The organism is Streptomyces sp. NPDC093801 (genome assembly GCF_040701585.1).
GTDB lineage: Bacteria > Actinomycetota > Actinomycetes > Streptomycetales > Streptomycetaceae > Streptomyces.
In genome coordinates this window covers 1-21,997 of sequence record NZ_JBFBDP010000023.1, presented here as the reverse complement: position 1 = coordinate 21,997, position 21,997 = coordinate 1, and the positions used below count along the sequence as shown (strand labels likewise).

Here is a 21,997-nt window from a genome sequence, read left to right as displayed (position 1 = left end):
TCTCGGGGAAGTGCGCGCGCTCTAGTTGAGGACCTGGACCTCGGCGACGTTGATGTCCACGGCGCTCGTGCGGATCTCGGTCAGCTGGCCGCCCTGGGCACCGCCGGTGACCTGCCAGTCGATCGACCAGGTGGACGTCGCGGTGACGTGATATGTGCCGGACCCTGTGGTGGAGGACGGCTTGTCGTAGCGGTGGCCGCAGTCCGGGGACGGCTTCTTGCCGTACTCCGCCTTGTAGGGGGTGCCAGCGGTGGTGCAGGTGACGGTGCGGCCGTCGCCCATGTCCCAGACGATCTTCGACACCCGGGCGGTGGCCATCACCGAAACCGGACCGATCGACGCCGAGGCCACGTTCGGGCCGTACGTCTCGGGACCGGTCTCGGTCCACATGTAGACCGGCATGCCGACCACGCCCTTGCCTCCCGGCTTCGGCGTGATCCCGATCGCCGGCGGCCGCAGCCGCATCTTGTCCACGGCCTGCCGCGCCACGACCGCAGGGTCAATCACCAAACCGCCACCGCCGGGTGGGGCTGCAGTGAAGATGTTCTTCACCTCGTGCATCCCGGTCTCGTTGTCTAGGCAGTCCTCGATGTACATGGACACCCCGGGCTGTCGGCCGCCCGAACCCCACATGGCGCTGTCGTCCGACGGCTGCGGGTCGCCGAGCGTGTAGGTGCAGCTATATCGGCTGCTGACTGCGCCAGTGCCCTCATCTCCGCTGCCGCCTCCGCCGCCTGCGGGCGGGTGTGTGTCGCCTGGGTCTCCAGGCATTTCGACGATTGTGCAGACCCAGCCCACCTGACACTTGTCAGTTCCCGCAGCCATGGCTTGCGCTGGCGTGAGGAGCAACAGCGCGAACCCGACAGCCAAGGCTCCGCTTGCCTTGATCAGCACGGCTGATCTGCCTTGGGCGTGGCCTTGAGTACCTTCCACCCGTCCTCCCAGCGCTCAACCAAGGCAACGACCACGTACTTGGTCACCCTGTTGCTGGGCATAGCCGCTGGTTCGCCGCTCGCCTTGTTGACGATCTTCCACTGCACCACATCCAGGCAGCTGGAGATGGTCACGCTCGGGGTCTTCTTGTCGAGGGCCGCATCGGTGATGGTGGGATTCGTCAGGATCGGCAGACCTGTCATGACTGACTTCGTCGTGCTGAGGTTCTTCACACTGGCTTCCGCCTGACTCAGCGCTTCGGCCGCGGCGTACCGCTTGATCTCGGTTCCCTCGATGGCAGGCATTGCGTAGACCTTGGGCAGTTCCGCCCAATATCCCTTGTACGCGGCAAGCGCCTGCTCCTTCGCAGCCTCGGTCGGATCGAGCGACGCCAGCTTGCTCGGAGCCGCTGACAGCGTGGGCATCGCGGTCTTGTCCTTGGCGTTGTCCGACTCGCTTGACGATGTACAGGCTGCGGTGAGGGCCACGCAGACGGTGAGCAGGAATGCCGGGATGGCCCGGCTGCCGTTCCAGCCAAGCTGATCGCGTCGTGCCATAGGTTTCGCTGCCTCCCCGTAGACCCAGAAAGCCCTCGCGTCCGGTGCAGACCTTTGCAGCCTGTTTTCTGACGGCCGAACCACAACCGCCCCAAGAGACCGGACCCTCACATACGTTACGCAAAGGCGGTCAACTTCGAAAGCCGTTAGTGCAGTTCAGGGCCACGCTGCCGGTGCAAAACGGATGTTTTCCACACCCTCGCGGGACCTTCTCGGAATTCAGTCCGACATGAGAGGGGTCAAGAACCGGAACGGCCGCTCATCACCACTTCTCGACCACCCAGAATGTCGATTCATCTGCACATCATGCAGGGTCTCGGCATTGGCTCAATATTGATTCGAAATGGCTGAAAAATGCCGCAACTGTTCCTGCTGAACTCGTCGAGGCACCGCCGCCAGATTGAACCCCTCGCACCCCGCACTCCTGTCGAGCAGCAGCGCAACGGGTGGTCTGCCGCTCCTGCACCTGCGGCTCTGGCGGTGGGCGCTGTACGGGACAAGGCTGGTCACCGTATGCTGGTGACAATCTGTTGTTCAGGCAGAAGAAGGCCCCCGCCGAGAGGCGGGGGCCTTCTTCCATTGCGGCAGGCTAGGCGACGCTGCGAAGCTTCCGAGGTCCCTGGGAGGGAGGGACTGCCTGGTACTCGGGCAGCTGCAGGACCGGAAGCCTGCCGGACCGCATGTCATCCAGGGCCTGCGCGAAGGCTTCTTCCATGGCCTCGGAGCTCTCATAGCGAGCGGCGAGCGGGTGCAGGGTGTAGCTGTTGGCGCGCCGACTGCGCTCGCTGGGCGTGCGCAGCACCACGTTCAGCTCGAACAGGGGGTCCAGGAGCTTGCTCACAGCGGCCGGGCTCACCTTGTACTCGGCGGACATCGCCTGCTGGGAGGGAAGATTTCCTGTCCCCATCTCACTGCGGAAAACGAGGTAGGACAGGAACTTCACCGCGGCGGCCCCGATCGGAAGTGCCCAGATCCGTTCGGTCACCAGTGGGGACATCACAGTGGGCATCGGGTGGCGTCTCCTTGGTCGTGGCGTCGAGGTATGCGGGCGGCACTCACCCTGTCGCTCCCCTGACGGGTGCTTCTTCAAAGTCAAGCATCTGCTGGCCTGGGAGGTCCTTCGGACCGACCTTATGGGGGAAGGCGTCGGGTTCGTATCCGTGGTCGGAGGCGATCTCTTCGAGGACGTTCTTCTGCTCGCCGCTGTTGCCCGCGAACCAGAGGGTGACGTTGAGCCGAATGCGGCCGTAGCCAGCGCTCTCCAGCCAGCCCCAGTCGATGAGCGTCTTGACGGCCTTGTTCACGGTTGGCCGGGTGATCTTCTTCGCCGAGGCCAGCTCGTTCAGCCCGTCGGTGATCTGCTGCTGTGTGTACGAGGCGATGCCGGTCCCCTTCTTCTGGCCTCCGGCCACGAACAGGAACACACCGGCCTGCGATCGGGACAGGACTCCGGCGATGAGCAGCTTGGCCATCCACTGGGCGAACCAGTTGGAGGTGATGCTGTATCCGAGCTGACCGGCCATGAGGTGGATGCTGCGAGGGTCGGTGTCGCTGTAGTCGATGTTGATCTGGACCTTGGGGCCGCCGCGAGTTGCCCTGCTCCTCGCTGCCGGACGGGGGACGACGCTGGTCGTCTGCCCGAGGTGACCGGCCAACAGGCTGACGATGTCGTCGAGGACGTCATCCCCGTTGCGCGGCACCTCGGCGGGTGTGGTCTGGCTGGGCCGGCGCTGCGCTCGCGCCGGCGGTTCAGGCGTCACTGAGCCCTCCTCTGCTGTTCAGGCAGAGGGGAGCCTATCTCAAAAGTTTCCGCTAGCTTAAGTTTTGACGGCGCGTCGTCTGGCGGAGTTGCTCGCGCGCGGACCCACAGACGGGCGCCGGAAGTTTCCGTGAGGGAAAGTTCCGGACACACCGGCACTCATCAAACTTTCCTTGCGGTTAAGTCTGGCAGCCCCACCTGGGGGCTTCTCGTTGCCTACTCGAACGCACGCAACGGAACTTTCCCTGAGCGAAACTTCCGTTGCCGAATGACACTCAGAACTTGCCATGGAGTTAAGTTCTGCTGGTCTGGGCGGCACACATGCCGATACAGCAATCTGTCGCGTAACGCCTTTTGGAGCGCTGCATGGAGGCTTCTCGCCGCTGTGACCTGCAGCTTCTCTCCAGCCTTGAGCCCAGTTCCAAACTTTCCATCGCGTTAAGTTCTGAGGTGATGTGTCGCCGCTGCGTTAACACATCTGCCCCTCAAGTGTGTTCGCCAGAAACACCAAAATCTGCAAAGATGCAGGTCAGAGGCTTAGAGATGGCGCGCTCTCTTAAACAAGAGGTCGCTCAAAACGACGCAGCAAGCAGGCCTTCACGAGCACCCCGAAGACTGACTCCTCCGGCCCTTCTGCTGTTTCCTGTTCCACGGTTGCAGGCCTCGTACACCCCGCTCATACCGCCACCACAGAAGGCAAGCCACAGCTGTGTGTTCGACGAACGACTGCAGCAGTGGCCACCTGCACCACGTCATACCTCAGCCACTCCACTTGATTCGAAGCACCGTGCGTCAGCAGTCGCCAGCGTAGGTCAGCGCCCCGGCGGGGCACCGCAAGCCCGCCAGGGCTGAGGAGCTACCGCTCTTAGGCGTAGACGGGCGAGGGGCTTCACCCGGACAAGATGCCCTGTTGGGGTTGTCTCGTCAGGCTGCGAGAGCCCGTGATGTGCTGAGCCAGCCATCAACCGGCTCAGATGCGCCGAGAATCGGAGTGAAGATGGCGTCGAAGGGGCCACGGGTGCGGAGTTGATCGAGGGTGGTGACGCCAGCCCGGAGTGGGCTGGTCGCGAGTGCGGGGTCGCTGGCTGCGAGGCTGCGCAGGTCGGCGATCCGGCGGGCGAGGCGCTCCTCGGAGGCTCCCGTCAGAACAAGCAGGAGCCGGGGGAACACCGGGTACCGGTATCGCCAGGCCGGCATCGCGGCCTGGCGCCGGGGTCCACGGGCGCCCTTGGCGGTCTGGGACTGGGGCGCGTACTCGTGGTACGCGGCGTAGGCGTGGAGCTTCTGGGCGAGGCGGGCGATCGTCATCTGGGTGCGGTCGACCTCTACGAAGAAGGTGAGCAGGGTGCGCTGCTTGCCCTGGGTGTGGACGTAGTTGAGGACGGCGTCCGGGACGAGGCACAGCTCCTCCCCTGGCCGTGCTTCGGAGCGGTAGTAGTGGGCGATCTCCGGCGACCAATCTAGGGGCCCGCACTCGTGGCCGAGGCGCCGGGCATGCTCGACGAAGGCCGCTCCGCTTTCCACGACCGCGAGGGTGTGTTCCTGGAGTGGGCCGAGGGCGGCCTCCTGGCTCATTCGGTACGGGCGCGGCTGGAGCAGGCCCACGGCTTCGACGGTCTGGGCCCCCTTCTCCGTCAGCCACCACAGCAGCTGGGTCTGGCCGGCGCTGCGCCGTCCTACGACCCCGGCGAAGCCGGCCTGGCGGAGGGTGTGGAGCTGGCGGCGCAGGAACTCGGAGCGGGTGTGGTGCGGGGTGATGAGGCGGTGGAGTTGCATCGTTGAGACCAGACGGTGCTGGTAGAGGACCTGGGCGGCCTGCTGGGCGACTGAGCCGAGCCCAGTGGGGGCGGAGTTCGGGTAGGGCATGGGGTGCTCGCCTTCTAGTCGATGACGCTGGTGGGGTCGCCGGAGCTGGGGCCGCCGGGGCGTCGGCCGGTGTGGTGGGCGAGGACGACAGCGTCGAGCTCTTCCAGGTCGGCGAGGATGTCGCCCAGTGGGCGGCGGTTGAGGTTGTTGTCGATCGCGTGGTCGAGGGCGGGGACGCCGGCCGGGTTGTCGTAGTGGGCGAAGACCTCGTCCACGGGCAGGCCGCGGACCCGGAAGGGTGTGGTGCGGGTGCCGTTGAGGTTCACGGACATCACGTAGTGGTACTTCGGGAGTTCGGTGATCGTCTCCGGGCTGACGTGTCCGTTCCAGCGCTTCGCGACGAAGGCGGCCTCGTCGTAGTCCGCGGCGCAGGTGCTCAGCCAGCTCTGGTTCTGGAGCAGGGCCTGGCGGGTGATGGCGGAAAGGCGCAGCGCCATCTGGGTCATGCCGATGAAGCGCACCTCGTACTTGCGCAGCTGCTCGGCGATGGCGGCGAGGAAGCCCTTGCTGCTGCTGTCCAGGGCGGTGAGCTCGTCGCCCCAGGCCCAGAAGGTGGCCCGCCGTTCGCGCGGGGTGTCCTGGCGTGAGAGGCCCGCGCGGTGGAGGTCGTAGATGAGCAGGCAGCTGACCAGGGCGTCGCTCTCGCTGCCGGAGGGGCAGACGAACACCACCTTGCTGGTGTCCATGGCGTGCCGGACGTCGTACGCGGAGCGGGGGCTGCCGAAGAAGCCCTGAAGGGACTGGCTGGTGTCGAGGCGGTCGATGGCGTACGTGACGGTCGGCACCGCGTCCGGGCCCAGCTTGGGGAACGTGGTCTCCCAGTACGCGCGAGCGCGCGGCGGGAGCTTGGGCAGGAGCTGCTCGCGCCACTCCTCCTCGGTGAGCCAGGTTCTGATCTGGAACAGGGTGCACTGCGCCTCGGGGTGGCCGGCCTGGACGGCCTGGAGGTTGAGCAGGGCCAGGGCCTGTGAGGCGCGGGCCAGGATCGTCCGGGCGCGGGGGGCGTTGTCGCCCCAGTCCTGCGCTGCGGCGATGCCCTCGGTGACGGAGCGGACGATGTCCTGGACGTCGGGGAGGCTGCGCCCTTCCATCGACAGGGGGTTCCAGGAGACGACTGGCTGGTCCGGGTCGGCCTTGGCCAGGTTGATTTCCCAGAGCCGGTCGGCGATCTCCGGGTGCGCGAGGTACGGCTTCGCCCTCATCCAGCCCTCGCCGTGCGGGTCGAGGAACCAGGTGCCGTAGCCGGAGTGGGCCATCGCGATGCACTGCACGAGGGCCTCCTCGGTCTTGCCGTGGCCTGCCTTGCCGAGCTGGAGGCCGAAGAGCAGGTCCTGGACGCGGGCGCCGGCGATCCGCTCGCGGCCGTCGGGGTAGACGACGGCGCCGAGCGGGATCAGGTCCCGCTGCCCGGTGTAGACGGGGAGGTCCGCCGGGGCCGGCGGAACAAGGCCGCCGGAGCGGACCACGCTGGAGGCGGTGCACTTCACCGTCGGCGGCTTGAGCCACCCCGCGAGCTCGGGCACCGTCAGCCACTGCCGACGGCGCGGCGCGAACTCCCCGCTCGCGAACCGGCGCTCGAACCTGCCGATCGCCCAGCGGCGGGGCCGGTGGGCCTTGAGGTAGTTCTCCCCCGAGGTCATCGACAGCGCGGCGATGAGCTGGTGCATGCGGGCCAGGGCCAGCTGCGGGTGGGCGGCCTCGGTGCGCAGCAGGATCTGCACCGCGAACACGGCGCCCGCGCTGGGTTCGAGCTTGCCGACTCCGTCGCGCAGGTCGGTCTGCCGCGGGATCCGCTCGGAGCGGCTGGAGGCGCCGGCACCACCGGACCAGGCCGCGGTGGCAGATCCCCAAAATCCGCCGCCGCCGAGGCCTCCGGTGAGGCGCTCGCCGTACGCGGACGGGCCCCGCCGGGCAGCGCGGGCCATCAGGCGGCGTCGGCGGCGGGCCAGGCGCTGCTCGGAGACCGGTACCAGGTCGAAGACGGCCTCCGCCGTCTCCCCGTCCTCGGTACGGACGGAGGCCATGGCCGCGGCCAGCTGCTGAAGGGGGTCGGGGCTCAGGCCGAGGGAGGCCAGGGCCTTGTAGTCGGGCAGGCCGAGAGCGAGCTCGGCACGCTGCACATACCGGCGCCCGTTCGCCTGGGCGGTGGCCGCCCGCGTCGGCTTGGCGAGGGAGACGACCGCGGTCACGGCGAACCCGCCGGGCCGGTGAAGCGGACCGGGTGGATGTCGGCCTGGCCGTTCGGGGTGCGGATCTCGACCTCGGCGAAGCCGGGCATGTGCAGGATCGCGGCCGCGGCGGCCGGGCCTTCGATGTAGCAGCGCATCTTGCCGTCCACGGCGGTGTATCGAAGGCGCACCGCCGATCCGCGGGCGGGAACACCGTCGGCGGCGTAGTGCACCCGGCCGAGCTGGCGGGCCCAGCGGCCCACCTCCGCCTCACCCGGGTCAAACGTGGCCGTCGGGATGGCCTCAACCTGGACACGGTCGGTCAGGGCCTCCCGCACGAGCGCGGTGCGCCGGATCGTCCACCAGACCCACACCGCCGCCCCGAGAACGCCGACGGCGCCCAGGTACGGCGCGGCCGTGCCCAGCGTCCTCTGGAGCTGGACCAAGAGGTCGTCGATCGCCAGATCCGGGATCATGCCAACCGGCCCGGGCACGACGGGGGTGGGGTGGTGTGGCGCACGAATCCTCCAGGTGGTGGAAGGAAGCCCTTCACCTGGACCAAGTACGAATCCAAGGCCGATCCAGACACCGCGCCCGAACCCTTTGCCATCACTTGACTGTTGAGGATGCTGCGGTCAGGATCTGCCGGTTCTCACGCAGTAGCCCACACCGCGATCCGCGTTGCCGCCCATGGCAGGCGAAGCCGCTCGGGCCGACCGTCACGGCCTGGGCGGCTCGATTCGGCGTGTCCGTTCAGGAGTGGGCCGGCCTGCGTACCGACAGGACAAGGCTGTCATCCTCATTGCGGCTGAAGAACACGCCCGCCCCGTCTTCGGTAAGGAAGAGCGGGACGTCCGTTCCCGCTTCAAGGGGCTTCGCGTTTCCGCTCGGGCTGCTCAGGTCCAGCTGCGTGAGCACCTTCGTGTCGCGCGCTGGCTTTTCTTGCGTTACGCCGTACGCGGTGCCGTTGTCCTGGATCGAAGCCACCACGATCGTCTTGCGGTTGCCGTCACCCCGCAGGCAGATGCCCCTCTTGTTCTTGAGGTCGAACACCACGGAGCCGCCAGCCAGGTACTGGCCTGCGGGCGAGGAGACCATCGGGAACTCTCGGTCGGCGCTGTCGGGGGCTCCCTCCTGGCCGCAGACGAGTCGGGCCTGGGGCGCTCCGGTGTGCAGGTCGTGGACCGACCAGACGGGGGTGCCGCCGTACGACTCGGGCTGCCAGCTGATGAGGGCGTATCCGGCCGCGATGCCGTAGACGCTGCCGTTCCGGTCGTACAGCGACCCGCCCTTGGCGTTGATGCCTTCGGGGGCCAGGGTCTCGCTGAAGTAGCGTCCGGGGATACCGAAACCGCCGCCGTTCATGGCGACGAGGGGGCCGTCCGCGGTGGCGGCGACGACGCGGCTGATGTTGCACACGGTCGCGGACTTGCACGGTGGCAGCAGCCGGTCGGCGTCCTGCTGGACCGCCACTTCGCCGCTGGTCACATTGACAATCGCGCCCTGCTCCGGGAACTGCCCGGCATTTCCCCAGGCCACGAGCAGCCGACCGCCCGAGGCTTGGACGCGGATCGTGCCGGGACCGGTGGAGACGGGCACGTCGATCTCCCGCAGGGGCTTGACCGACTCGCCCTGCGCGTCCGCCGGGAAGACCGCGAGGCGCACGATCTCGGTGCCCTCGTGCAGCTGGTCCTTGCCCCGCAGACCGTGGGCGTAGGCCACGACGTAGGCGCGGCCGTCGATGTCGACGCCCTTCAGGTCTGGGATCTCCGCCACACCCCTGAGGTTCGACTGGGCTCCGGCTACCGGGGCGGGCGCGGACCAGGGTGCGGAGCGCCAGGCCAGCTTGCCGTCGCCGGAGCGTGCGGTGATGGTGTAGCCGTTGGACGCGGCCTGCATGAACGCGACGGTCCGCGACCGCGGTACCACCGCCACCGGCAGCGTGGCGACATGCTGCGGCAGCCACGAGAGGCCCTCGTCCCACCCCTTCGAGGCATCGAAAGAGGACGGCACACTCAGCTTCTTGAGCGGCGGCGCGGCCGCGACACCGTCCGGCCACCCGAGCGGCTTGTTCTCCGCGCTGCCGGCACCGCTGGAGCAACCGGTGGCTAACAGGGCCACCAGAGAAACCGCGGTCATGGCGTGTGCCGTTCGCATTGTCGTGCCCTCCGTGGACGCTGTGGTGTTGTCGGCCTGGACAGTAGCAAGATCCTCCGAAGCGCCGGCTCGGGCGGAGATTGCCGACGATGCGCCGGACGACCAGGATCGGGCCGAGCTGGCTTTGAGGGACCACGGAGATGGGTCGGCCGGTGCGGGGCGCGTGGACGACGTAGCCGTAGCCGATGGCCATGGCCACGTGGTCAGGGGCGTCTGATCGTCCTCGGGCGCTCGTAGCCGGTTCCGGCTCTCCGCTGCGGCGCCCCATGGCCGGCCTCGGTCAGCCGCTGGCCGGGTAGGCCATGGCGTCCGTTCCCTTGAGCGCCAGGCCGACGTACTCGTTGACCGCGTAGGGCGCGATGCCGGGGGGCATGGGCAGGTCTTCGCCGGTGCTGGCGTCCAGTGCCAGCGGGCCGCTGTCGGTTCTGCCGTAGACCCGTCCATGCCACACGGCGGTCACTGTGGGCGCAATCCGGTTGGCGGCCTTGTTCGGCAGTGCCCACCGGAGCTCGCCGTTGGAGGTGTCGAAGGCCCATACGGAGAGGCCCTTCGAGTTCCGGAAGCAGACCAGGGTGCTGCTGCCATCGAACTGGCAGTCGGCACCCATGTCCGGGAGGTCCCTTTGGACCACTCCCGTCTGCGGGTCTACCAGCCGTTCAAAGTCGACACCGGTCTTGCTTCGCCCGGCAACCCTGACGAAACGGGGTCCTCCCGTGCCCACGCTCGGGTTCTCGCTGTCCTCCCCGCGCCAGCGTTGTTCTCCCGTGTTCAGGTCGTATCCGCCAGCGGCTTCGTAGTGACTGTCGATCGCGTCCTTTGTGATACCCGCCACGGTGTCTTTCGCGATCGTCTTCGCCTCGAACAGGTCGCGTGTCCACAACACCCGGCGCTCCACCAGGTCAATGGCATAGGTGATCCGGCCGGAGGGTTTGAAGGCGCCAACCGATACCACCGCGACCCGGCCCGAGCTCCCGGTGACCCGAACGGTCAAAGGGTCCCGTGCGTCCTTCGCCCACTGGGGAATGTCCAACGGGAGCCGCCATGCGACCTGTGCGCTGGCGGCGTTCACGGCGGTGAACTCCACGAAGACGCGCTCGGCGTGCGTCCCCACCGCCGGCTGCTTCACGACGAACGAGGTCAGGACCAGCGGGGATGCGCTCTCGGTGATGACCACCGGGTGCGTGAAAGAGAAGAAGCCGACGCTGTCCTGTGGATCTGTCACCGCTTTCGCCTCCGGGGTGATGGTGGTCACGGCACCGTTGGTCGTGTCGACAGCCAGCAGGTTCTCCTGCGTGGCCACGTAGGCCTTGTCCTTGTAGAGCTTCACCGGATTCCTCAGCAGCCCCAGGTCGGCGCCCTTGGAGCTGAGGAGCCCGGCGGTGGCCGCCTTCGGCATCGGCACACCGGCCTTGGCGTCGAACTTCGCCGGCGGGTCGAACACCGCGCGAGCGGGCTTCGCGGACGTGCTCGTCGATCCCTCAGGCTGGGGGCTGCAGGCTGTGACGGCCCCCGTCAGGAGCAGGGCGCAAGATGCCCAACAGCCGATGAAACGGCGCAAGTTCACGAGCATCTCTTCTCTTTCGGTCACTAGACGATCACCCTACGGTCGAAGTGAGGAATCGGCGTATCGGCATTCGGCCGGTTCAACCCACGATGCGCCGGACGACCAAGATCGGGCCCAGCTGGCTTTGAGGGACCACGGAGACGGGCCGGCCGGTGCGGGGCGCGTGGACGACGTAGCCGTAGCCGATGGCCATGGCCACGTGTTCGGGGGCATCTGCTGTACCGCGGGCGAAGAGCAGGTCCCCAGGGGCGATGGCGTCGGCCGGGACGGGGCGCCCGTCGTAGATCTGGGTGTAGGTGGTGCGGGTGATCTCCTTGCCGGCGACTCCGTAAGAGCGCTGGGTCAGGGAGGAGCAGTCGCACCGCTCGGACGGGTTGTTGCCGTGGGGGTTGGTGCAGGTTCCGCCCCACTGGTACATGGTGCCGAGCTGGCCGAGCGCCCAGCGGATCGCGGTCTTCACCTGTGTGGGTGCGGTGGCCGGGATCTGGTAGCCCTCCGGCAGCGTGCCGGGCGGGATCTCCCCGAAGTCCACGCCGCCGGCGCCGCCGCCTTGGTCGGCGCACCCTCCAACGCCGGGGCCTCCCCCGAGACCGGGCTGGCTCGGCATCGGCCCGGCCGGCGCTGCGCCGAGCGTGGGGGCGATGGCCTGCTGGAGTGTGGTGGCGAGCGGCTCGTGCTTGGCGTAGGCGTCGGGGAACCCGGAGCGCTGTACCTTCTGCGCGGCCACGGTGACGGGCATCTGCTCCCAGTCCCGTATCTCCATCAGCCCGTCGTAGAACTTGGTGCTGGAGTAGACGGGGTCCATGATCTGCTCGCGGGTGCCCCAGCCCTGGGAGGGGCGTTGCTGGAACAGGCCGAGGGAGTCGCGGTCGCCGTGGTCGAGGTTGATCAAGGTGGATTCCTGCAGAGCGGTGGCGAGGGCGATGACCTGGCCGCGGGCCGGCACCCGCTTCTGGATGCCGGTCGCGACGATGACCTTCGCGTTGGGGATCTGCTTCTTCGGCTCGTCGAGGCCGGGCACGTCCACGTTGCCGCTTCCGGCGAGCATCGCCGTGACCTTGCGGGCGATGTCTGCGGTGGCGGGGTCGAGGCCGGGCTGGCAGCGGGCCGAGGCAGCGGCGGCCTCGGCCTCGGCCTGGCCGAGGCCGGCGACGTGGGCTGCGATCGCGGCGAGGAGGACGAGCGCCAGGCCGAGCAGCCCGGCGGCGCCGGCCAGCCACCCCTTGAAGTGCTTCTTCATGGGCGGCGCTGCTGGCGGCGACGGCGGTTCAACTCGCGCTCCTCGTTGCGGCGCAGGGACTGGTCGCTGGGCCGCCGCGGGGCCGTGGAGGGGACGCGGCGCGGGCGGGGCTGACGCGGGGTGCCCCGCTCCAGGCGCTGGCGCAGCTGCTGCTGGCGCGGCGACCCGGCTGGCTGGGTCGCGATCTGCTGCCGCCTTGTCGCCTGCCTGCTCTGCGGTTGGGACGGATCTGGGGTTGTGGCCGGCTGGCTGCTGTCGGCGGCGGGCTGCTCGGCCCGTGCGGGAGCCTCGTTCGCCGGAGTGCGGGGAGCGCCGGCCGGGTTGGGCGGCTGCTCGGGCTGCGGTGGCACGGGCGGACTCTGGGCCGGGATGCCGGCGGTGCCCGGACGGGGGCGGCCTGCCGGACGGGCCCGTCCGCGGCTGCCGGTGCGTCCGGACTGGAGCCGCCTCATCAGGGCGGCGGAGCTGACGCTGGAGGTGGTGGCGTAGCCGAGCGCGGAGATCGGGTCGCCTGAGGCGAGGGAGACGCCGACCATCGCGGTGCGGAGCATGCCCTGGCCGACCTGGCGGGCGATCGACTGGTTCTTCGCCACTGGGGTGGAGGAGGGGGCCAGCACGGAACCGTTGGTCCCGCCGATGCGGGCGGAGGACATCTTGTCGCGCCACTTGGCCGCGGCCTGCTTGGACTTGACGGTGAGGGCTTTGCGCTTCTTGATCGCGCCGATGCACACGATGTCCACGGCCAGGAAGCGCAGGGTGAGTTCGTTGCCCCATTCGGGCTGGGCGGGGTCGAGGACGGCCTGGATGATCAGGATGAGGACGGCGAGGCCGATGATGGAGGCCAGGAGCTGTCCGAGGGAGTGCAGGACGGATGCCGCCCAGTCCCACAGGTAGCCGCGGCCGGCCCCGGGCATCAGCCCGAAGACGAGCGCGGGCTCGGCGCGCACGGCGTCCCAGACGATTCGACACTGGGCGACGAGGAAGCTGCCGGCGAGGCCGGCGATCAGGACGGTGACGATCAGGGCGGCGACGAACAGGAAGAGCGCTCCGCCGACTTTGTCCATCGACGCCCGCTTGGCGGCCTGCACGTCGCCTTTGACGCAGTCCTTCTCGAACCGCTGCATCGGCGGGTTGCCGAAGTGGTCGATGGCCCACTGCCTTGCGATGGGCATGGTCCAGTCGGTGACGGTCGAGCCGAAGCGGTCGAAGCGGCTTCGGAACTCGTTGAGCCTCTTCAGCCGCTCGTATTGCTGATCCATGGCCCGGTCGTAGGCGAGCTGGGTGATCTTGGTGTCCGAGTACTTCCTCGCGCAGGTGCCTTCGAAGACCTGGCCGTACTGCAGCAGCATGGCCGGTTTGACGATGAAGGCGTCGGTGAGTGCGTTGGTCAGCGGCCGGGACAGGGCGCGGCTGCTGGCGGAGGACTCGGCGTCGGGCGCCTTCTCCTTCGGGCCGGGGCTGGCGTCGAGGATGATGTCCGCTACTTCGAGGGCCAGGCCGCGGGCGGCGGCGATGGCACCGTCCTTCTCCCCCAGCAGCAGCTGCGGGGGCGAGGAGAGCAGCGTGGCGGTGAGGGCCGCGATCAGGATGGACAGGGCCGCGTCCCCCACCCCTTTGACCCGGTCCCCGAAGAAGATCCGGACGACGGCGACCAGGGCGCACACCGACAGGAAGAGACCGGGCAGCCCCATCTGCATGATGACCTGGATGTGCAGGGAGTTGGCGACGGACAGGACGGGCGCCAGGAGGAGCTTGGCGAGACCGAAGCCCAGCGCCCAGGCGATGAGCCAGCAGCAGAAGGCGATGACCCACTTCGTGACCATGAAGGCCAGCTCGGTGATCAGGTTCTCGATGCCGAGGTCCCAGTCCAGCAGGCCGCCTGTGTCGCTCTTGACGGTGTAGGCGGAGATCGGCAGGTTGCGCTCGTCGGTGACGTTGAAGACGGCCAGGACGCCGCCTTCATTGGGCAGCAGCTTGCGCAGGCGTTCCTCCTCTGCCCTGAGGTAGGCCTCCTTCATGGAGTCCGAGAGCCGCTGATTGAGCTCGCCGAGGAGCTTCTCGATCTCGGCCTGCTCCTCAGGGCTGGGCGTACGCTCGCCCGGCGAGGTGGGCACGAGCGGGTTGAGGGCCGGTCCGCTGCCCGGAGCGGACGTCGCAGCCCCCGACGGGCTCGGGGACGGGCTCGGCTCAGCGAGGGCTGGCAGCGAGGTCAGCAGGGTGAAGGCGGTCGCGCAGAGCGCCGCCACGAGCAGGGCGAGACGCATGCGGGCGGTGCCGAGCAGGCGCAGCCGCTTCCACGGGTTGCTAGAGGTCCTCATGCCGCGGCCTGCTCGGCGGTAGGGGTGGTGTGGATGACCTTCTCGATGGCCCGGTCCCGGGGGATGAGGACGCGCATGAGGCCGATGCGGCCGACGAGGTCGCGGTAGAGGCACTCCCCCGCGCGGGCCCGGCGCTGGTCCTCGGGCAGGCCGAGCGGGGAGAGACCCCCGGTCACCAGGTCCAGGAGATCGGTGTCGGTCGGGTCCACACCGAGGAACTCAAGGCAGCGGGCGGCCAGGGTGCGGCTGGTCTGCCGGAACACGAAGCGGTGCGGCAGAAGCCCACGCACGACGACGCCCTTCTCGCTGTCGGACGGCCCGATGTCGTCCGCGTCGTGCGAGCCGACGTACGCGGCCGCGTTGCGCTTGCGGCCATCGCGCAGCAGCTCCAGCAGCAGCTCCAGGCCTTCGTCGCTGGAGGTGAGCCACCAGCACTCGTCGAAGACCGTGACCGCGAACTCGTCGCGGGAGCGCATTGCGGTCTCGCGGGAGACGGCGGCGATCAGGTACATCAGGGCCCGGCCCAGGACCTTCTCGAACTCCAGGCGCTCGATGCGGTGCTCGGAGGCCAGCTCGGACTTCTTCGGTAGCTGCAGCGCGCTGACGAGGAAGACCACGCTGTCGGCGCGCTGGGTGTCGACGACCGGCAGCGTCTCGTCGAACACGACCCGCGCGAGGTCCTTGCGGGCGACCGAGGCGAGCTTGCGTGCCAGCCCCTGGGCGGCCGCGTCGCCGGGGCCGCGCGCGCTCAGCTCATCCATGAGCGCGTGCATCGAGGGATCCGGTCTGGACAGGACGGTCTGGACGGCCTCGGACAGGGCGACGCCTTCGAGGTCCATCGGGCGTACGCCGAGCAGCAGGGTCAGGAAGGACTCGGTGTAGCGGGCCGCGACCTGGGGGCTGTGCTTCACGTACAGGCGCAGGGGGTCGAGGGAGACTGCGGCGGTGTGGTCGATGCGGATCAGCTGGGTGGTGCCGGGGCAGGCCTTGGCGAAGCGGGCCCATTCCTGGTCGGTGGTGCGGTCGACGATGACGGCGCGGCCGCGGGAGCCCGGGCGGCCGAGCTGGTGGCCGCGGGCCAGGACGTTGTAGACGGCCGACTTCATGGCCACGGACTTGCCGGCGCCGAGCTCGCCGAGCCAGGCCATCGACGCGCTCGCGTTTTCGCGGGGGCCGCGGGCGGGGTCGATCAGGACGGGGCGGGCGCCGCCGGAGGCGACCTGGAGGCCGTAGAGGCCGCCACGCTCGTCGCCGAGCTGGGAGCCGCACCAGGGCATGGCCATCGCGAAGTCCCGGGCGAGGAGGATCTGCGCGTAGCCGGCCATGACCCGGGGGGTGCGGCAGCCGGGCAGCATCGCCTGCCAGAGGCTGGACTGTTCGCCGGCGGGCCGGGAGAAGGTGTAGTCAGTGGACCCGAAGTCGGAGGCGAGGGCGGCGGCGCGGTCCATCGCGTCGGCGGGGCTGTCGCCCCACACGGCCAGGGTGACCATGGCGCGGATCTCGACCTCGCGCCGGTTCGCGGTGAGCCGCTCGTGGTACTCCTCGTTGTCGGCCTGGTTGTTGGCCACGGCTGCCGGCGGCCCGGCGGGGTCGCCCTCGTACTCGGCGGCCTGCGCCTTCAGGTGCCGCGCCCTCTTACGCACCTTCGGCTCCGCCTTCGAGCCGGGCACGATCACCAGGCGGGCGGTCCAGTCGACGGGATAGGCCAGGTCGTCGAGCTGCTGCAGGTAGGCGGCGCCCGGGAGGGCGAACGCCTCGGGCATCTCGCTCAACGCCAGGAGAGCCTGGTAGGAGTCGCCCCACTCGCTGGAGACCTGGACGAAGCGCCGCGTGAAGGGGTTGGCCGGCAGCGCGGGGCCGGTGGTGAGGTCGGCGCCGCCCTCGGCGACGAGGATCTCCCCCAGCGCCGCGACGGTCCGTCCGCGGCCGCGGACCAGCGTCTCGGTGCCGTCCGGAAGGAACGGCTCCGCCAGGCCCCGGCGCGCGGAGTGGCCGTAGATCCACAGGATCTCCGCCTCGGACGCCGGCCGCATCGACACACCCGTGGGCCACTGGGCCTGGATCCGCTGGGCCTGCTCCAGGCGTCGGCGCACCTCCGCGTCGGAGACGGCCGCCGGCATCAGCCCGAGCTGCAGGCAGACCTCCGCCCGCGCCGCCCGGAACGCAGAGAGAACCGCGTCCTTCTTAGACAGCGGGGGCAGCGGGAGCGCGAGCCAGTCGGTGCGACCGGTCAGCTCCATGGTCTCCAGCTGGTCCAGGACCGCGTGCCCAAGACTCTCGTAGCGCGGGGCCCGGGCCAAGTCGATGTCGTCGACCATCGCGCGGACCACGGCCGTCGGGTCGATCTGCGGGCACAGCGACATGAGCATCGGCTCGCCGGTCATCGCCTTGAACAGGCCCTCCAAGGCCTTGAGGCGGCGGCGCTTCACCGCGGCCGGGGCGTAGCTGTAGTTGGTCGCGGCGACGCGCCAGACGGCCCAGACCGTGCCGTGGGTGGTGAAGATCAAGTTGTTCTGGACATGCCGGATCGGCAGGCGCATCGTCAGGTCTCCAGTCAGGAAAGGTTCGTGGGGGCACGGCGGGCGAGAAGGGCCTGCACCCCCGACGCCACCGCAGCGGCAGATACCACGGGCTCGGCGGCAGGGGTCGACGGCTCCGCAGGGACGGGCCGGGCGGGTTTGCGCCGGAGGCCTGGTGCGGGGGCCGGAGCAGGGCAGGTGACGCTCGCCGCGACGGCGGGCTCGGCGAGCGGTTCGTCGGCGGACAGGTGGATGCGGGTATCGCCGCGGGTCGGCCGGGCCGGGCGGTAGGGCCGGCCGCGGAGCTGGCCGCGCCGGGGCGCGGCCAGCATCAGGGCGATGCTCAACAGGGCGGCCGCCGGGTTGCGGCCGTCGACGTGCAGGTGGCGCAGCACGAACGCCACGGCCGCGGGCAGGACCAGGAGGACGGCGACGTCGAGCCAGCCGTGGCCGCCCCACAGCGGGCGGGTCAGGATCAGGGCGGCGACGGTGGAGATGATCCCGGCGAGCTGGGTCAGGGTGTAGGGGCCGCCGGGCAGCCGGATCCCCCGGCCGCCGTTGACGTCCCGGATCACCCCGTGGACCAGCGGTGCGCGCCGCGCCTTGGTGTAGCAGCGGCCGATCAGCTCGAAGTCCAGCTCGCCGCCGCTCCCAGCGGAGGCCTCGGTCACTGGTCACTCCGGGAAGCTGCGGGGCCGCCCTGGTACTGGACGATGTCCTCGCTGGTCTTGTTCTTGAGGGTGGCCATGTTGGCGGACAGGCCCCAGACGATCGCCGCGAAGATGACGGCCATGATCGTCGGGCCGGGTGCCTTGGTCTTCCAGCCGACGACGAGCACGAAGATCCCGCACAGGACCGGGATGGCGACGTCGAAGATCAGGCCTTTGATGTCGTTGCCGAGGCCGGTGCCGGTCTGGATCCAGCCCGCGGCCATGGTGATGGTCTCCTGCATGAGCGTGCTCCTTCTATGCGGTGGGGGTGGTGGCCGGGCGCGGTGCGCCGGAGGCGGCCGGGGCGGCAGTGGGTGAGGTGAGGGCCGGGGCGCCGTCGAGGCTGGCGATCTCCCAGCGGCCGGCGCGGGCCTTGAGGGTGAGGGCGTAGGTGAGCGGGAGGCGCGCCCCGTCCTGGCCGGTGGCCCGGAGGGTGACGAGCAGGCGCAGGGTGGTGCCGTCGGCGGGGACGGCCACGACCGGCTCGCCGCCGCTCTCGCCCTCGACCGCGAGCTGGTCCACCGCGACCCCGGTGTACGGGGCCGGGGACGGAGCGGCCAGGCGGGTGCCGGGAGCGAGGTAGCGGTCGAGTTCGGCGCCGCCCTTGGTGAGGTAGGCGGACAGGAAGCTGGTGACCGCCTGGGTGCGCGGGTCGGTCGGCAGCGCCGGGCGCATCGGGCCGTAGACCAGCTCCGGGGACTTGGCCCGCTCGGGTGCGGCCACCTCGGCCGGCAGCGCGAGCGCGGTGTACGAGGTCGCTCCCCCGGCGCCGGGCCCGGTGGCCACAGGCACCTGGAAGTAGCGCACCGCGTCAGTCGCGGCCGCCGGGCTCGGGGAGGCGCCCGTCTGCGCGGACGGCGTGGCCGTCGGCGTCGCGCCGGTGACGCGGGCGGCGACGGTGACCGACCAGACCGCGGTGTCGGTCTGCCGGAGCCGGACGACGGTCAGCTGCTCCCCGCGGCGCTGGCCAGAGACGCCTTCGAGCTGAAGGCTGCCGGCCAGCGGGTAGTAGGCGGCGAGCTTGGGCTCGTCGCCCCGGCCGGCGGACAGGTAGGCGGCGACGAAAAGGGACGCGAAGCCGGCCGCGCCCTGGCCGCCGTTCGCGGCCGGGGCCGACGTCGCGTTCTTCGGGGCGGGCGCCGTGGTCGTGGCGGGGACAGAGAGGTAGGCGAGCGCGCCCAGGAGGGGTCCGAGTGCGATCAGGCCCCAGACGAGCCAGCGGAGCACGGCGGCGTAGTTGGCCTGGGCGCCGGTCGACCAGCCGCCGACCCAGCCAGCGTCCTGTTCGGCCTCGGCTTCCTCGACGGCCGGTGTCTCCGGCTTGGCCGGCGCGGCCGGCTTCCGGCGGCCGGTGAGGGCGGGGCTCATGCCGTGCCTCCGGCCGAGCGCAGGTTGTGGCCGGCCAGCTCGGCGATCCGGTGTCGGAGTTCCGCTTCGGGCCGGCGGCGAAGTACGTCGAGCGAGGCGAGGACGGGCTCGGCGTCCTCGTCGAGGAAGGCGCGGAGCTTGGCGTGGGTGCCAGTGTCGAAGGGGTGGGCGACGAGGGCGGCGCCGAGGTGGATGAGCAGACGCTGGGCGCGGGTGACGCGCTCCTCGTCCGCGTCCAGCGACGTCGCGGCGGCGGGTGTGGTCAAGACGCATCTCCAAAGGGGGAGCGGACGGTGGCCGGGGCGGTGGTCCACTTCATGCCGCGGCCTCGGGCTGGAGGGATGCTGTGAGGCGGGCCAGGGCCCGCGAGCGGCGGCGCTGCCAGGCGCCGGCCGTGGTGCCGGCGCGGACGGCGGCCTCGGCGTCCGGGATGCCGCCGCTGATGTGGTGCCAGGCCAGCGTCTGCGCGTCCGCGGTCGACAGCGCGCCGCCTTGGACCGCGTCGAGGAGGAGCTCCAGGAGCTCCAGCCGGGCCGGGGCACTCGCGGCGTCGTCGGCCGGGCCCGCGTGGAGGCCGGCTTCGGCGGCGGCCGTGCGGACGGTGCGGGCGCGGGCGATCTCGTACGGGCCCGGCGCCCGGTCGGCGATGTACGCGGCGGCGGCCAGGTCCTCCCCCTCCGGGCTCTGCTCGGCGGCGAGCTCGGCCAGTACCCGGCGCAGGGTGTCGAGCGCGAGGTTGGCGGCGGGCCGGCCAGGGCGGAGGTGAATGCGGCCGGCGCGGGCGACTTCGTAGAGGGCGGTCACGGTCACGTGACCGACGGCGTCGCGGGTGCGGCCGCCGGTCGTACGGACCTGCCCGCGGGTGATGCGGAAGACGGCGGGGAGCATCGCCTGGACGATGACGCGGCCGGCGAGGACGGCCGATCGGTCACGGCCGGCGGCCCGCTTCAGGAGGGCGCGCAGAACGGCATCGGTCAGCGCATCGGTCACGCCGTCGCCTGCCGGGCGCAGCGCGGCGAGGAGCCGCTCGGGCGTCCAGGAGCCGGCCCAGGAATCGGTCACGGCCGCGAGCTCGTCGGTCAGGTGGCCATCGGTCACCCAGTCGGTCACGGCCTGGCGCAGGGCCGGGTCCGCGCACAGCGCGGCCCAGTCGGCGTCCAGCCGGTCGAAGTACCCGCCGCCGGCGGCGGGGTGCGAAGCGTCGTGCACGGCACGTCTCCTTTCGGATCTCGTGCCGTACACACTCCTCAGACCGGCTTGCCCAAAGTCTTGCCCTCGGCCCTAAAAGCGCAGATGGGAGGCTTGCCCTCTAGCTGGGCAAGCCTCCCGTGACCGATTGGGCAAGCCTGGTGGGGGGTTGGGCAAGCCTCCTCGTGACCGGTCCATGCAACTGTGGGCAAGCCTGCCTGGGGGGTGGGCAAGCCTCGGGATTCCCGGGTGAAGGCTTGCCCAGGGGGCGGGTGGCAGGGCGCTGCGGAGGGGTGACCGATGGCCGCGGATCGGTCATGACCGGTGACCGATGGGGCCTCGATCGGTCACCGGTCACCGGGCCCGGAATCGGTCACGAGCGGGACCGGTCATCGGTCACGGGCCCGGTCCCGGGCGGGTTCGGCCATCGGTCACGGCACTGGCTGCGCGATCGGTCACGCACCGGATCGGTCACGGCGGGACGGCTGCGCGGGGCGGCCGGGAGCGGGGGCCGGTGACCGGTCACCGTGCCCGAAGCGGAATCGGTCAGCTGCTGCCGACGGAACGGAGGTGCGCCCGGCCCTGCTGCCGACGCTGCTCCTCCAGGTACTGCTTCGCTTCGAGCACGCGGCGCTGGCCCGTCTTCGGCGAGACCTCCAGGCGCCGGGCGACCTCAGCCCCCGACAGCTTCTTCCCGGCCTCCTCGGCCTCCATCAGCCAGGAGGCCACCAGCTCGACGTCGCGCTGGATCGGGTCCGCCTCGGCCGGCACCTCATCGGCCTGCTGGCGCGGCACCCGAGCGGTCGCCTCACCCGACACGGCCACCTCGGCCACCCAGTCCCGGCCCTCCGCCTCGGCCGGCGCCGAGAGGACAGGCTGCTCGAAGGAACGGCCCGCGGGTACGGCCGGGCCCGCCTCGGTCACCGAAGCCGTCGGCGCGGGGACCGCTCCGACGGGCAGCTGCACCGGCTCGGCCGACGGGTGCGACAGACCGCGGTCACTGCTCTGCTCTCCGAAGAAGGGGTGCGGCTCCCCCGCACCGGGCTGCTCCTCGTACGCCAGCCCCGAAGCCGCCTGCGCGTCGGTCACCGGCTCCGGGGCCGCCGGTGTGGGCGCCGGGAGTACGGCCGCTTCGGCATCTGCCGCCGGGAGCTCGGCGAGCACCGGCTCCAGCAGGGCATCGGGCAGAAGGCCGCCGGTGTCCTGGTCGGTCAGGCCGTAGTCCCGCGCGAGGAACGCCGCGAACTGCTCCGCGGACGGGACCACGCCGTACTGCCCGATGAAGTCCCGCCCTGCCTTCGTCAGGTCGACGAGGGCAGGTTCGGGGACGGCATCCCAGGCGTCCGGAGCCGGGTCTTCGGCGCGGGTCGGAGATTCCGCTTCCGGGACGGGAACCTCCTCAAAGGGCGACTGGTCAGTCGGAGGCAGCTCGGGCACACCGCGCGCTGCCGTCAACTCCGGCTCCTCCGCCAGCACAGGCTCGGGGCGCGAGAGCAGGACCGGGCTCAGACCGGCTGCGGTCAGGCCGGCGGAAGCAGTCTGCGCGAGCGGGACACCGATCCGGGCCAGCCTCAGCGGCATCAGCGCCTCCACCGGTGCCTTGCGCCGCCACGCCCGCCCGTACCGGGCCTGGAGCCGCGCCTGGTAGAT

General features: G+C 70.4%; 18 protein-coding genes. All 18 read right to left on the bottom strand.

The annotated features are described in order from the left end of the window. Nucleotides 1-21: 21 nt before the first annotated feature. Nucleotides 22-507, bottom strand: coding sequence for an ATP/GTP-binding protein (locus AB0469_RS25795; RefSeq protein WP_366453814.1), 486 nt, complete (start codon nt 505-507; stop codon nt 22-24). A 380-nt stretch (nt 508-887) separates the two neighbouring features. Then, complete coding sequence (locus tag AB0469_RS25790; RefSeq protein WP_366453813.1) at nt 888-1,490, bottom strand: hypothetical protein; 603 nt, start codon at nt 1,488-1,490, stop codon at nt 888-890. A gap of 589 nt (nt 1,491-2,079) precedes the next feature. Continuing rightward, nucleotides 2,080-2,499, bottom strand: a complete 420-nt coding sequence (locus tag AB0469_RS25785) for a hypothetical protein (protein WP_366453812.1) — start codon at nt 2,497-2,499, stop codon at nt 2,080-2,082. A 46-nt stretch (nt 2,500-2,545) separates the two neighbouring features. After that, the gene (locus AB0469_RS25780) at nt 2,546-3,250 is read right to left on the bottom strand and encodes a helix-turn-helix domain-containing protein (protein WP_366453811.1); all 705 of its coding nucleotides are present in this window, start codon (nt 3,248-3,250) and stop codon (nt 2,546-2,548) included. Between the two features lie 923 nt (nt 3,251-4,173). Then, entirely contained in the window at nt 4,174-5,115 is a 942-nt protein-coding gene (locus AB0469_RS25775; RefSeq protein ID WP_366453810.1) for a replication-relaxation family protein, read from the bottom strand. Between the two features lie 14 nt (nt 5,116-5,129). Next, nucleotides 5,130-7,304, bottom strand: a complete 2,175-nt coding sequence (locus AB0469_RS25770) for an ATP/GTP-binding protein (protein ID WP_366453809.1) — start codon at nt 7,302-7,304, stop codon at nt 5,130-5,132. Further along, the gene (locus tag AB0469_RS25765; RefSeq protein ID WP_366453808.1) at nt 7,301-7,759 is read right to left on the bottom strand and encodes a hypothetical protein; all 459 of its coding nucleotides are present in this window, start codon (nt 7,757-7,759) and stop codon (nt 7,301-7,303) included. Before AB0469_RS25765 ends, AB0469_RS25770 begins: the two co-directional genes overlap by 4 nt. 277 nt (nt 7,760-8,036) lie before the next feature. Then, on the bottom strand, nt 8,037-9,422 hold the full coding sequence (locus AB0469_RS25760) for a hypothetical protein (RefSeq protein WP_366453807.1): 1,386 nt from the start codon (nt 9,420-9,422) through the stop codon (nt 8,037-8,039). 298 nt (nt 9,423-9,720) lie between these two features. After that, nucleotides 9,721-10,881, bottom strand: coding sequence for a PQQ-binding-like beta-propeller repeat protein (locus tag AB0469_RS25755; RefSeq protein WP_366453806.1), 1,161 nt, complete (start codon nt 10,879-10,881; stop codon nt 9,721-9,723). Nucleotides 10,882-11,083: 202 nt separating this feature from the next. Further along, nucleotides 11,084-12,244, bottom strand: a complete 1,161-nt coding sequence (locus tag AB0469_RS25750; protein WP_366453805.1) for an NlpC/P60 family protein — start codon at nt 12,242-12,244, stop codon at nt 11,084-11,086. Further along, nucleotides 12,241-14,562, bottom strand: coding sequence for a hypothetical protein (locus tag AB0469_RS25745; protein ID WP_366453804.1), 2,322 nt, complete (start codon nt 14,560-14,562; stop codon nt 12,241-12,243). The genes AB0469_RS25750 and AB0469_RS25745 overlap by 4 nt, the downstream gene beginning before the upstream one ends. Continuing rightward, entirely contained in the window at nt 14,559-17,102 is a 2,544-nt protein-coding gene (locus AB0469_RS25740; protein WP_366453803.1) for an ATP-binding protein, read from the bottom strand. Before AB0469_RS25740 ends, AB0469_RS25745 begins: the two co-directional genes overlap by 4 nt. Before the next feature lie 14 nt (nt 17,103-17,116). Then, complete coding sequence (locus tag AB0469_RS25735) at nt 17,117-17,752, bottom strand: hypothetical protein (protein ID WP_366453802.1); 636 nt, start codon at nt 17,750-17,752, stop codon at nt 17,117-17,119. Next, a complete protein-coding gene (locus AB0469_RS25730) occupies nt 17,749-18,033 on the bottom strand; it encodes a hypothetical protein (RefSeq protein ID WP_366453801.1) in 285 nt (94 codons plus the stop codon). The genes AB0469_RS25735 and AB0469_RS25730 overlap by 4 nt, the downstream gene beginning before the upstream one ends. Nucleotides 18,034-18,046: 13 nt before the next feature. Then, nucleotides 18,047-19,159 (bottom strand): conjugal transfer protein, encoded by a 1,113-nt coding sequence (locus tag AB0469_RS25725; RefSeq protein ID WP_366453800.1) that lies wholly within the window; start codon nt 19,157-19,159, stop codon nt 18,047-18,049. Continuing rightward, nucleotides 19,156-19,425, bottom strand: coding sequence for a hypothetical protein (locus AB0469_RS25720; protein WP_366453799.1), 270 nt, complete (start codon nt 19,423-19,425; stop codon nt 19,156-19,158). Before AB0469_RS25720 ends, AB0469_RS25725 begins: the two co-directional genes overlap by 4 nt. A gap of 49 nt (nt 19,426-19,474) precedes the next feature. Next, entirely contained in the window at nt 19,475-20,368 is an 894-nt protein-coding gene (locus AB0469_RS25715) for a hypothetical protein (protein WP_366453798.1), read from the bottom strand. 525 nt (nt 20,369-20,893) lie between these two features. After that, nucleotides 20,894-21,997: hypothetical protein (locus AB0469_RS25710; RefSeq protein WP_366453797.1), on the bottom strand; the 1,104-nt coding region annotated here is incomplete at its 5' end.